A 13203-nucleotide genomic window follows, 5' to 3' on the forward strand; every position below is an offset into this window, starting at 1 on the left:
CCGCAGAGAAAGCAACAAAAGGAAAAAAATAAGACAAAACCGGCCACACAGAGCAACCGAAAGACGAGCGAAGAAAGAGCTATATTATTCGATAAACCAGGACAACAACGGCTCCATGCCCTGCACAGGCACACCATCCTTCAGCATTACCAGATGAAGATCGTTGGACAAACATGCTACGCCGGGTTGCGTATATTCTTGCAACGTGCCCGCTCGCAAGTGCATATCGATACAGTGGCGCGGAAACAGGCTGATACCCATCCCGTTGAGCGCCATCATCACCGCCTCATGAATGCTGCGCGCTTTACCCACATAAGCCAGCGCCCTGGCGTCGAGATCGCTGCAGTCGGGGAAAAAGTTGCAGCACCACAAGTGGAAATAGAAAGAAAATTCCGGATGGTGGATAAACCGGCAATGCACCAGGCTCTCCGCATCAAGACCGGCGATATCGAGCGTTGGCACACCAGCGGCAACATATTCTTCTTTGCACAGCGGCCGGTAGCTCAGCTCCGCCTGATCGCGGCGCTCCAGACATATGCCTATATCAACACTGCCATCTATCACGCGGTCTATCACTTTTCTGGCGGGCAGCAGATGCAGGTTTACGCAGATGTCTCTAAGTGCCTGCTGGCGATGACACAAGGCCATGACAGACGGCAGCATCAGACAGGACGCCGGCATGGCACAAGAAATGTTGCCCGACGTAGCCATTGAGTGGTGGCGAATCTCGGACATGAAGCGCGACTCCAGCATCTCCACATGGCGAATATAATCGCGCAGCCGCAGCCCCACCTCGGTAATCACCGCGCCTTGTGGGGTGCGTAGAAAAAGCACGCTGCTCAGCTGATCTTCCAGTGCCTTGATATGTTTGCTGATATTGGCTTGCGTCATGGCGGCGAGGCCGGCCGCTTCGCTGAACGTGCCGGCTTCGGCCACAGCCTTGAAGGCTCTGAAGTATCTGGGGTCGATTGATCGCACACACTTCCCTGCATGGTTCCGGTGAATACCGAACCCTGGAACACGGGCTGTAATGCGGTCGCTTTTATTGTAATGCCCTGTGCAAGAGCCCGGCCCGAGATGCCGCTGCGAACTGTACGACCTTGTTCGCATTTTGCAACCGGTGCCACTATGCCATTATGCAGGCGCGGCTTACGGTTTATGTGAGATTTTGGCGACTTATCACACCAATAGCGGCGCAGGGAAACGAGACGCCAGCATCAGCAAGCCCGGCCAGGGCGCAGTGCTGCGAAAAAGCCGGGTCGGCCGGAGAAAGCTGCGATAGCGGATTACCAGACTGGAGAAAGTCGGGCCTTGCCATCGGCGCGGCCCAACTTCTGGTGGTGGCTGTTCAAACAGAAAATAATGTTACTTGATGTGCGAAAGAATGCCGTCGAGCTCATCCAGGCTGTTGTAGCTGATGACCAGCTTGCCCTTGCCCCCGGCGCCCTGCTTGAGTGCTACGGGCGCGCCGAGCCGGTCGGAAAGATCGTTCAGCAAACGGCGCACGTTCGGGTCTTCGCGCTTGGGTGCCGCAGTGCTGCGCACCTTGTCGAAATCGCGCACCAGCGCTTCGGTCTGGCGCACATTCAGGCCGCGGGCGACGACCATGCGCGCTGCTTCTATCTGGTTCTGGCCGGTCAGCGCCAGCAGTGCTCTGGCATGGCCCATTTCCAGGTCGCCATGTTCCAGCAGCTTGCGCACATCTTCTTCCAGTGCGATCAGCCGCAGCAAGTTGGTGACCATGGCGCGGGATTTGCCGACCGCATCGGCTACTTGCTGGTGGGTGAGCGTAAATTCGTCTTTCAACCGCGCCAGCGCCAGCGCCTCTTCCATCGGGTTGAGATCTTCACGCTGGATGTTTTCGATCAGCGCCATGGCAATGGCGGCATCGTCCGGCACGTCGCGCACCACCGCCGGGATACTGTGCAGCCCCGCCAGTTGTGCGGCGCGCCAGCGGCGTTCACCGGCAATGATCTCGTAGCGTTTGTCGCCGATGGGGCGCACCACGATCGGCTGCATCACGCCCTGGGCGCGGATGGATTCCGCCAGCTCTTCCAGCGCCTCCGGCGACATGTCGCGCCGGGGCTGATAACGGCCACGTTCCAGTAATTCGACCGGCAGCTTGCGCAATTCGCCGTCGCGGGGTGCCTGATCGGTCACCGGCGGCGCGACGTTATCGTCGCTGATGCTGACTTCTTCGCGGGAGGCCGGCCCCGAGCTGCGACTGAGCAGCGCGTCCAGGCCCTTGTTGAGTCCCCCTTTACGCTTGGCTGCCATGCCTTAATCCACCTTTGCCTGCTGTGCCTGTTTCGATTGGTTGAGCGCCTGTTCGCGGCGCAGGATTTCGCCGGCCAGCGCCAGATAACTGATCGCGCCCCGGGATTTGGCATCATAACTGATCACCGGCGCGCCGTGGCTGGGCGCTTCCGCCAGCCGCACGTTGCGCGGAATGATGGTGCGATAGACCTTGTCGCCGAAATGGCTGATCAGCTGATTGGAAACGTCGTTGGAAAGGCTGTTGCGCGGATCGTACATGGTGCGCAACAGACCGCCGATGTGCAGCGACGGGTTCAGCACTTTGCTGATTTTATCGATGGTATCCAGCAGCGCGGTCAGCCCCTCCAGTGCATAATACTCGCACTGGATCGGCACGATCACGGAATTCGCCGCAGTCAGAGCGTTGACGGTCAGCATGTTCAGCGACGGCGGGCAATCCACCAGAATGTAATCGTACCGTGCTCGCACCCGGTGCAGCGCCTCACGCAACCGGTATTCACGGCGATCCATGTCCAGCAACTGCACTTCAGCCGCGGTCAGATCGCCGTTGGCGGCCAGCAGATCAAAGCCGGAGCCTTCCGGCGTGCCGACAATCGCCTGCTCAATCGGCACGTCATCCACCAGCACATCGTAAACGGTATATTCCGTCTCGTGCTTGTCGACCCCGGAGCCGGAGGTCGCGTTGCCCTGTGGATCAATATCCACCAGCAGCACACGTTTGCGTGTTGCCGCCAACGACGCCGCAAGGTTGACGCTGGAAGTCGTCTTGCCGACGCCACCTTTCTGGTTGGCAAGTGCGAACACTGTGCTCACTATGATTCTCCTTTGCCCTGTTCGCCCTGCGGCGGCGCGTACGAGGCTGGCTGTGCTCTTCCCCGCAACGTTCTTCGATACCGTTAGCCGGCAGCGAGCCTTTCCACGATCACCAGCTGCCGTGATTCATTCAGGCCCGGCACCACCAGCGATACGGTATGCGCCTGCCAGGGCGCCGGCACGGCGGCCACTTCGGTATCGGCCTGGGCGCCCTTCATGGCCAGCAGCCGGCCGCGCTCGCCCAGCAAATGGCCGGTCAACGCGAGAATATCCGGCAGCGAGGCGAAGGCACGGGTGATGACCTGAGGCGAGCCGTTCTGGAATGACTCATTACGGTACTGTTCCACGCGAGACTGCACAACCTCAACATTGGCCAGCCCAAGCTCCCGTGCGGCCTGGCGCACGAAGCGGGTCTTCTTGCCGTTGCTGTCAAGCAGCACAAATGTCTGCGCCGGCCGGCTGATGGCGAGCACCAGCCCGGGCAGGCCGGCGCCGGTGCCCACATCCAGCGTCGGCCCTTCGCCAAGGTGCGGCAGCACCGCCAGCGAATCGAGCACATGGCGGGTCACCATCTCGGCCGGCTGCCGTATCGCGGTGAGATTAAAGGCTCGATTCCATTTATCAAGCAGGCTCACATACGCCAGCAACTGTTGCTGCTGGCCGGCATCAAGCTCAAGGCCCAACGCATCAATGCCGCTGGCTAGCTGCTGCCCCAGGCTCACAGCGCCACGCCGGGCGTATTGTCTACCGCCTGCCGATAACGCTTGAGATGGATCAGCAGTAGCGATATCGCTGCCGGTGTCACACCGGGAATGCGCCCGGCCTGCCCCAGCGTTTGCGGCCGCGCACTTTCCAGCTTCTGCCGCACCTCATTGGAAAGGCCGTTGACCCGGCTGTAATCCAGATCTTCGGGCAGCGCAGTGCCTTCTGCCGCACGCAGCTTCGCCACTTCATCCTGTTGCCGATCAATGTAACCGGAATACTTCGCCAGAATCTCGACCTGCTCCGCGACAGCGGGCATTTCTGCCGCCAGCCCCGCCGCCTGAAGCAGCGCCTGATACGACACATCCGGCCGCTTGAGCAAATCCATCAGGTTATATTCATGGGTGAGCGGCGCATCCAGCAGCGCGTTGACCTCGGCGCTGCGAGCACTGCCGGGGCGCACCCAGGTGGCGCGCAGCCGTGCGGCTTCCCGCTCGGTGCCATCGCGCTTGGCGCAGTAGGCCGCCCAGCGCTCGTCATCCACCAGCCCGAGCTCGCGGCCTTTTTCCGTCAGCCGCAAATCGGCGTTGTCTTCGCGCAGCAGCAGCCGGTATTCCGCCCGGCTGGTAAACATCCGATACGGCTCGCGGGTGCCAAGCGTAATCAGGTCATCCACCAGCACACCCAGGTAGGCTTCATCCCGCTGCGGGTACCAGGGCTCTTTTTCCTGCGCCAGCAGCGCCGCGTTGAGGCCCGCCAGCAGCCCCTGCGCGCCTGCTTCTTCGTAGCCGGTGGTGCCATTGATCTGGCCGGCGAAAAACAGCCCCGGCACATGCTTCGTTTCCAGCGAATGCTTGAGATCCTGCGGATTGAAGTAATCGTACTCGATGGCATAGCCGGGCCGGGTGATATGCGCCTGCTCGAAACCGCGGATCGAGCGCACCGCTGCCAGCTGCACATCAAACGGCAGGCTGGTGGAAATGCCGTTGGGATACAGCTCATGGGTGGTCAGCCCTTCCGGCTCGACAAAGATCTGGTGAGTGTCTTTGTCCGGGTAGCGGCTGACCTTGTCTTCGATGCTGGGGCAATAGCGTGGCCCCACGCCCTCGATCACCCCGGTGAACATCGGCGAACGCTCAAAGCCGGAGCGAATGATCTCGTGCGTCTGCGCATTGGTGTGGGTGATATAGCAGCACACCTGGCGCGGGTGCTCTTCCGGGCGGCCGAGATAGCTCATCACCGGCGCGGGCGTATCGCCCCACTGCTCCTGCATCACCGAGAAATCTACCGTCTTGCCATCGATACGGGGTGGCGTGCCGGTTTTCAGGCGATCAACCCGAAACGGCATCTCGCGCAGCCGCGCAGCCAGCGCAATCGACGGCGGATCACCCGCGCGGCCGCCCGACTGGTTTTCCAGGCCGATATGGATGCGCCCACCAAGGAAGGTGCCCACTGTCAGCACCACCGCATCGGCATGGAAGCGCAAACCCATCTGCGTCACCACACCCACACAGCGGCCTTGCTCAAGGATCAGGTCATCCACGGCCTGCTGGAAAATCGTCAGCTGCGGCTGGTTCTCCAGCACCTCGCGGATCGCTGCCTTATAAAGGACGCGATCTGTCTGCGCACGGGTAGCGCGCACGGCCGGCCCTTTACGGGCATTGAGCACGCGAAACTGGATACCAGCGCGATCCGTGGCCCGCGCCATGGCGCCGCCAAGCGCGTCGATCTCGCGCACCAGATGGCTCTTGCCGATGCCGCCGATCGCCGGGTTGCAGCTCATCTGCCCCAGCGTCTCGATATTGTGTGTCAGCAGCAGGGTGTCCACGCCCATGCGCGCAGCCGCCAAGGCGGCCTCAGTGCCAGCGTGGCCGCCACCGATGACTATCACACCGAAACGCTTGGAAAAATCCATCACTCCTCACCTGCCGGTAATGCCGGCTGAACATGTGGTGCTGCTCAAAATATGAACAGCAAGGGCGCGTAGTATAAAGCCCGCCCGCGGAAAATAAAGGTGAGACACTCGATAAGCCGGCGATGCCCTGCGCCTGGGCAGTGCGGCTGCCGATCGTCTCCGCGCGACAACGCCCCATCATCTGATAAAGGGAGGGGGGGTAGGCGCTTGTGCTATACTTTCGCTCCCTCGCTCGTGCGTCAACTCAAACCATCCGGGAACAACTGCGTGGAATCGCTGAATTTTTTCATTCTGGCCGGGGCACTAATCCTTTTTATCGGCCTGCTGCTGGGCTCGCTCAGCCCTCGAATCGGGGTGCCAAGCCTGCTTGTTTTCCTTGGCGTCGGTATGGCGGCCGGTGAAAATGGCATCGGCGGCATCCAGTTCGAGGACGTCGATCTCGCTTTCCTCATCAGCAACCTGGCCTTGACCGTCATTTTGCTTGACGGCGGCCTGCGCACCCGCCTGGAGACCTTTCGCGTCGGCCTGAAACCAGCACTCACGCTCGCCACGGTGGGGGTAGCCTTGTCGGCCATGTTTACTGGCGCCTTTGCCACCTGGCTGCTGGGCGTTGACTGGCGGGTCGGCCTGTTGCTCGGGGGCATCATCGGTTCAACCGATGCGGCCGCTGTATTCAGCATGATTCGAAGCGCCGGGGTACGTATCAACGAGCGGGTTGCCAGCACGCTGGAGATCGAATCCGGCCTTAACGATCCGATGGCGATCTTTATCACCGTATTGCTGATCGATCTGCTGCTCAAGCCTGACATCAGCTGGGGGGTGACCACCCTCACCGCCTTGATTCAGCAGTTCGGCGTAGGCGCCTTGCTGGGTATCGGTCTCGGCATATTGTTAGCGGAACTGCTACTGCGCGTGCGCAGCAATGAAGGGCTGCACGCCCTGTTGCTCTGTACAGGCGGACTTACTCTGTGGGCCGTCACCAACTTGCTTGGCGGCTCCGGCTTCCTGGCCGCTTACGTGGCGGGATTGGTCGCCGGTAACTGGCGCAGTGGCACCAGCGACAATGTGCTGCGCTCCATGGATTCGATGGCATGGTTGTCCCAATCGGGCATGTTTCTGTTGCTCGGCCTACTGGTGTCGCCCAAGGAGCTCCTCGATTCGCTCCTGCCGGGGTTGCTGATCGCTGCCTTCCTGATGCTGGTGGCCCGCCCGCTGACAGTCTGGCTGCTGCTGTTGCCCTTTGCCTTTCCTCGCCGCGAACAGATCTTTATCGCCTGGACCGGCCTGCGCGGCGCAGTGCCTATTGTACTGGCGGTTTTCCCGCTGATGGCGGGGCTGGAGCAGAGTCGATTACTGTTCGATATCGTGTTCGTGGTAGTCATCAGCTCGCTATTGCTGCAGGGCACCACGCTGGGCCCGATGGCGCGGTGGCTGAAGCTGGCGCTGCCACCAGCTGCCAAACCGTTGACTGAAGTTGCTCTGGAAGGAGTGGACAACCAGTTTGTAGCCCAGTTTCGCATTGAAGCCGGCTCGCGCGCCGACGGCAAGGAGCTGGGGAGCCTGGTCACACCCGGGGCGCGTGCGGTCGCGCTGGTGCGGGCAGGCGCTTCACTGCCGCTGGAGGGCCATCTGATGCTCCAGGCCGGCGACACTCTTTCGCTGCTAGCCAGCCATGGTGAGCTTGAGCAGCTCAGTGAATGGTTCCTTTCTTCTACTGCAGAACTACGCCGCTTTTATGGCGATTTCACTGTTCACGGCTCGGTGCAAGTCGACGAAGTGGCTCGCACCTACGGCCTGACGGATCTGGCCAGTCATGAGTTGACCATGAGCCTGAAACAGCTGTTCCGCCACCGGCATAGCACTTCGCCGGTAGTGGGTGACACGATTTACCTGGCTGGCATCCGGCTACGGGTGCGGGCAATTGAGAATGGCCGCATCAGCCTGGTTGGCATTCAGCTGTCGAAGGAATGAGCTACATGCGCTCGGGGCCACCATTACCTTAGCGCCACTTTCCAGTGTACCCACAGTCAACGCTTGTTCACTCCCCTTTCGCTATAACTGCGCACCGTTGATCTGCTGGCGCCTCAGGCGCCGTGCAGGCGCTCACTGAATTCGCCTGTAGCCGCGACAGTAAAAGGAGACACCATGCCTCAGTACAAGGTACCGATGCGCGACATGCGCTTCCTGCTCAATGAAGTGTTCGACTATGCGAGCCATTACAAGACCCTGCCCAACGGCGAGGAAGCGACCCCGGACATGGTCGATGCGATCCTGTCGGAATGTGCCCGCCTGTGCGAGAACACCATCGCCCCCCTGAACCAGAGCGGTGACGAGGAAGGTTGCAAGCTGGAAGACGGCCAGGTGACAACACCGAAGGGCTTCAAGGAGGCCTATGCAGAATATGTTGCGGGCGGGTGGCAAGGCCTGTCGCACCCGGTGGAATACGGCGGCCAGGGCCTGCCGATGTCGCTGGGGCTGTTCAAGCAGGAAATGCTGGGCACTGCCAACTGGTCGTTCGCCATGTACCCCGGCCTGTCGCTGGGCGCCATGAATACCATCATGCTGCACGGCACCGACGAGCAGAAGAACACCTACCTCACGCCACTCACCGAGGGTATCTGGGCCGGCACCATGTGCCTGACCGAGCCCCAGTGTGGCACTGATCTGGGCCAGGTGAAGGCGCGTGCGGTGCCGGACGGCAATGGCGGCTACAAGATCACCGGCACCAAGATCTTCATTTCTTCCGGTGATCATGATCTGACCGAAAACGTGGTGCACATCGTGCTGGCGCGGCTGCCGGATGCGCCTCCGGGCACCAAAGGTATCTCGCTGTTCATCGTACCCAAGTACCTGCCCGGCAAGATCGGTGAAGGCAACGGCGTCAGCGTCGGTGCGCTGGAAAAGAAAATGGGCATCAAAGCCTCCGCCACCTGCGTAATGAACTTCGACGATGCCACCGGCTTCCTGATCGGCCCGGAAAATGAGGGCCTGGAGTGCATGTTCACCTTCATGAACTCCGCCCGTATCGGCACCGCGATGCAGGGCGTGTGCCATGCCGAGCTGTCGTTTCAGGGGGCGCTGCCTTACGCCAAGGAGCGTCGTTCCATGCGCGCTCTCGGCGGCAAGCAGGAACCAGACAAGATCGCCGACAGCATCATCCACCACGGTGATGTGCGCCGCATGCTGCTGACCCAGAAAGCCGTCGCCGAAGGCGGCCGGGCAATGCTGTATTTCACCGCGCAATACGCGGATCAGATGATCGCCGGCATCCTCGAAGGCGATAAGAAAAAGCAGGAATACTGGGACGGCCAGCTCGGCTTCCTGACGCCGATCCTGAAAGGGTTTTTGACCGAGAAAGGCCTTGAGTGCGCCAACCTGGGCATGCAGGTGTTCGGTGGCCATGGCTATATTCGTGAGCACGGCATGGAGCAGATTGCCCGTGATGCCCGCATCAGCACGCTGTACGAAGGCACCACCGGCATTCAGGCACTGGATCTGCTTGGTCGCAAAGTACTGCTGATGACCCGTGGCAAGTGTGTGCGGGAGTTCAGCCAGAAGCTGGTGGATTTCGGCACCCGCAACATGACCAACGCCAAGCTGCGGCCATATGCCTGGAAGCTGCTCAAGATTGCAGCGCAGTGGAATTACCTGACCACGCGTATCATGCTCACTGCGGCCAAGAACCGCGATGTGGTGAGCACCGCCAGTGTCGATTTCCTGATGTATTCCGGCTACGCCATGATGGCCTACTTCTGGGCGGTGATGGCTGCCACGGCACAGGACAAGATCGCCAACGGCGGCGAGCAACCTGAAGAGTTCTACCAGGCCAAGCTGGCCACCGCAGAGTTCTACTTTGAGCATATGCTGCCGCAAGCCAAGGCTCATGCAGACAGCATGCTCAAGCCGACCAAGGTGATGATGCAGCTCAAACCGGAGCACTTCTCGTTCGATTACGAGTAAACATCCGCTACGAGCAAGCAGCAGCGAGCAGCAAGCGCTGCCCAGGCAAAGCGGGCGCCGGCACATCGGCGCCCGCTTTGTTTTGATGCCGGCCCGCTATCAGCCATTCATGATTCACCAGATGTTCTTCGGCGATGCACACCCCGCTGGATGGAAACCCGCCTGTGCACTGCGACGCACCGCTCTCCTCGCCAATCCGTTGCCGCCTTGAGACGCCATTACAAGCACCCGATCCATGTGCCCGCCACCACACTGACCGTGCGGCCGTCGGCCAGCCCTCAGCCTGCATAGGCATTTCGCGCAGGTTCATTTAGTCTTTGCCTTCATCCCGGCAGCCCAAGGGAGAGGGGCAATGTCTTACTATCAAGGCAAACGGATACTCATTACCGGCGCCGGTTCCGGCATTGGCGCGTTGCTGGCAGAGCAGCTCGGCCGCCAGGGCGCGGAAGTCATCGTTACCGGGCGGCGACGGGCACCGATCGAAAGCGTCGCCCGGCGCGTGCTGGCGGCTGGCGGGCAGGCCCATGCGCGGTTGCTGGATGTGAGTGTGCTGGAAGAGATCGATCCGTTCCGCAGACAGTTGCATGCCGACATCGGTACCATCGATATCCTGATCAACAATGCCGGTGTCGTCTTTGGCGGCCCCTTCGACGAAGTGCCATTGGCCGATCACTTGAACACCTTGCAAGTGAATACGCTCGGGCTGATGGCGATGGCGCACGCTTTCATGGGCGATCTGCGTGCCGCGAGCCAGGGGCATCTGGTCAATATCGCCAGTGCCAGCGCCTATATCGGCCTGCCATTTGGCAGCACCTATGCTGCCAGCAAATGGGCCGTGCTCGGTTTTTCCGAGTCGCTGCGCCTGGAGCTGAAGGAGCGTCGTATCAACAATGTGGCGGTCACCACCGTCTGCCCCGGTTATATCAGCACCGGCATGTTCGAGGGTGCACGCACGCCGCTGCTTTCGCCCATGCTCACACCCGAACGAGTAGTGCGCTCGATCCTGCGGGGTATCCGGCAGCGGCGCCCGCTGGTGGTCGAGCCGCCCATGGTGCGCGGCATTGATTTGCTCAAGGGCGCGCTGCCCGGCCCCGTCTGGGATACGCTGGCAAAACGCTCCGGCATCGCATCGTCAATGAAATATTGGCAAGGCAAGCAATAACAAAAAACATGAATACGACAGATAGCAGCGATAGATAGCAGAAGGAACTCCGATGAAAGCTCTCACACCGGTTGATCAGTTGTTCCTGTGGCTGGAGCGCCGCCAGCAGCCGATGCACGTTGCCGGCCTGCAACTGTTCAGCTTTCCCGAGGATGCCGGGCCGAAGTACGTCAGCGATCTGGCGCAATCCATGCGTGAGCACTGCTGCCCGGTGGCACCGTTCAACCAGCGTCTGCTGACGCGCTTCGGCCAGAATTTCTGGGTGGAAGACAAGCAATTTGATATTGACCACCACTTCCGCCACGAAGCACTGCCCAAGCCCGGCCGCATTCGCGAGCTGCTGGCACTGGTGTCGGCCGAACACTCCAACCTGCTTGATCGCGAGCGGCCGTTGTGGGAAGTGCATCTGATCGAAGGGATTCGTGGCCGCCGCTTTGCGCTGTATTCGAAGATCCACCACTCGGTGGTGGATGGAATTTCCGCCATGCGCATGGGTATGCGGGCGCTATCGACTGATCCCACCGAGCGCGATCTGCCGCCGGTATGGGCAAACACGCCCAAGCGCCGCGAGCGGATGCAGCTACCCGCCAACCCGGTGGCCGCCGTGAGCGGGCTGGCCCGGCTCACCGCCGGAGTCAGCAAACAGGTGGCCACGGTGCCTGCGCTGGCACGAGAGGTGTACCAGATGGCGCAAAAAGCGCGCCACGACCCGGATTACGTTTCGATCTTTCAGGCACCGCAAAGCATCATCAATCAGCGCATTACCGGCAGCCGGCGTTTTGCCGCGCAGTCTTATGACACCGAGCGCTTCAAAGCCATTGCCCGAGCGTTCCGCTGCACGCTGAACGATATTGTGCTGGCCGTCTGCGGCAGCGCCCTGCGCGAATATCTGATCAGCCAGAACGCGCTACCCGACAAACCCCTGGTCGCCATGGTGCCGATGAACCTGCGCCAGGACGACAGCGCCGGCGGCAACCAGATTGCCATGATCCTTGCCAATCTGGGCACGCATATCGCAGATCCGACCAACCGCCTGCGCACCATCAAAGCATCGGTAGAGGAAGCGAAAACCCGTTACAAGCAAATGACGCCGGCGGAAATTCTCAATCTCACCGCGTTGATGCTGGCACCGACGGGGCTTAATCTGCTGACCGGGCTGGCGCCGGAATGGCGAGCTTTCAACGTCATCATTTCCAACGTGCCGGGGCCGAAGGAACCGCTGTACTGGAATGGCGCCAGGCTGGAGGGCATGTACCCGGTATCGGTGGCGCTGAACCAGATTGCCCTGAATATCACGCTCACCAGTTATATCGGCCAGCTGGAGTTCGGCATCATCGGCTGCCGCCGCACGCTGCCCTCGATGCAGCGGCTGCTGGATTATCTGGAGCACGCCCTCCGCGAGCTGGAGATTGCTGCCGGGTTGAAATAACCGGCAGCGCTGCTCTTGCCGTCTTGCCGTCCGCTCGCCCACTGGCGTCCGGTTTTCAACGCCGCCGAGAACTGGTGCGCCGAAAGTCCATACGCGCCAACCGACTGTGCAACGCGGCGCCCTGGCCTCGGGCGCCAACGCAAAACCTTGGCCACCCTTGGCAACGGCAAGGCGAAACCTTGTGCGCTCGCCCGTCAGTTGCCGTCAGGTTTTCGGCCGGAACACGTCCATGATATCCATCGGCAACGGGAACACGATGGTGGAGGCGTTCTTGTTCGACATGTCATTCATCGTTTGCAAATAACGCAGCTGCAAGGCACCCGGTGAAGCCGCCATGATGTTGGCCGCCTCCACGAGTTTTTCTGCTGCCTGCTGTTCGCCTTCTGCGTGAATGACTTTAGCCCGCCGCTCCCGCTCGGCCTCCGCCTGGCGGGCAATGGCGCGAACCATGCTCTCGTTGAGATCAACGTGCTTGATTTCCACGTTCTGCACCTTGATGCCCCAGCTATCGGTTTGAGCATCGATGATCTCCTGAATATCGGCGTTGAGCTTGTCACGCTCGGAAAGCATTTCATCCAGATCGTGCTTGCCGAGCACCGAGCGTAACGTGGTCTGCGCAAACTGGCTGGTGGCGGAATAGTAATCTTCCACCTGAATGATGGCCTTCTGCGGATCGACAACACGAAAGTACAGCACTGCACTCACACGGACGGTGACGTTATCCCTGGAGATCACATCTTGGCTGGGCACATCCAGCGTGATGATGCGCAGATCCACCCGCACCATCTGCTGCACGCCCGGAATGACTATCACGATGCCGGGACCTTTCACCGCCTGAAAGCGGCCAAGGAAGAACACCACGCCACGCTGGTATTCCGGCAATACTCGCACCGACATGGCGATCAGGCCGAGCAGAAAAAGAAGTGGGGTGAGATAGGCAACCAT

At 60.8% G+C, this 13203-nt stretch carries 10 protein-coding genes; 4 read left to right on the plus strand and 6 right to left on the minus strand.

Going from position 1 to position 13203, the window contains the following annotated elements; genetic code table 11:
* Positions 1–84: 84 nt before the first annotated feature.
* The 5 genes from MU846_RS04100 to mnmG all read right to left on the minus strand — a co-directional run bounded on the left by MU846_RS04100 (position 85) and on the right by mnmG (position 5707).
* Positions 85–978 (minus strand): LysR family transcriptional regulator, encoded by an 894-nt coding sequence (locus MU846_RS04100; protein ID WP_246948716.1) that lies wholly within the window; start codon positions 976–978, stop codon positions 85–87.
* 387 nt (positions 979–1365) lie between these two features.
* On the minus strand, positions 1366–2277 hold the full coding sequence (locus tag MU846_RS04105) for a ParB/RepB/Spo0J family partition protein (RefSeq protein ID WP_246948718.1): 912 nt from the start codon (positions 2275–2277) through the stop codon (positions 1366–1368).
* Between the two features lie 3 nt (positions 2278–2280).
* Positions 2281–3090, minus strand: coding sequence for a ParA family protein (locus MU846_RS04110; protein WP_246948720.1), 810 nt, complete (start codon positions 3088–3090; stop codon positions 2281–2283).
* A gap of 83 nt (positions 3091–3173) precedes the next feature.
* Entirely contained in the window at positions 3174–3812 is a 639-nt protein-coding gene (rsmG, locus tag MU846_RS04115; protein ID WP_246948725.1) for a 16S rRNA (guanine(527)-N(7))-methyltransferase RsmG, read from the minus strand.
* A complete protein-coding gene (gene mnmG, locus MU846_RS04120; RefSeq protein WP_246948728.1) occupies positions 3809–5707 on the minus strand; it encodes a tRNA uridine-5-carboxymethylaminomethyl(34) synthesis enzyme MnmG in 1899 nt (632 codons plus the stop codon). The genes rsmG and mnmG overlap by 4 nt, the downstream gene beginning before the upstream one ends.
* Before the next feature lie 267 nt (positions 5708–5974).
* Between mnmG and MU846_RS04125 the strand changes: the two genes are divergently transcribed.
* The 4 genes from MU846_RS04125 (at position 5975) to MU846_RS04140 (ending at position 12258) form a co-directional block, all read left to right on the plus strand.
* Entirely contained in the window at positions 5975–7678 is a 1704-nt protein-coding gene (locus tag MU846_RS04125; protein ID WP_246948731.1) for a potassium/proton antiporter, read from the plus strand.
* A 174-nt stretch (positions 7679–7852) separates the two neighbouring features.
* Positions 7853–9667, plus strand: coding sequence for an acyl-CoA dehydrogenase C-terminal domain-containing protein (locus MU846_RS04130; RefSeq protein ID WP_246948733.1), 1815 nt, complete (start codon positions 7853–7855; stop codon positions 9665–9667).
* 352 nt (positions 9668–10019) lie between these two features.
* A complete protein-coding gene (locus MU846_RS04135) occupies positions 10020–10829 on the plus strand; it encodes an SDR family NAD(P)-dependent oxidoreductase (protein WP_246948735.1) in 810 nt (269 codons plus the stop codon).
* Positions 10830–10881: 52 nt separating this feature from the next.
* Entirely contained in the window at positions 10882–12258 is a 1377-nt protein-coding gene (locus MU846_RS04140; protein WP_246948736.1) for a WS/DGAT/MGAT family O-acyltransferase, read from the plus strand.
* A gap of 204 nt (positions 12259–12462) precedes the next feature.
* Here the strand turns inward: MU846_RS04140 and MU846_RS04145 are convergent, their stop codons facing one another.
* On the minus strand, positions 12463–13203 hold the full coding sequence (locus MU846_RS04145) for a slipin family protein (protein ID WP_306799239.1): 741 nt from the start codon (positions 13201–13203) through the stop codon (positions 12463–12465).

It is taken from the genome of Alcanivorax quisquiliarum (assembly GCF_023051175.1).
Lineage (GTDB): Bacteria > Pseudomonadota > Gammaproteobacteria > Pseudomonadales > Alcanivoracaceae > Isoalcanivorax > Isoalcanivorax quisquiliarum.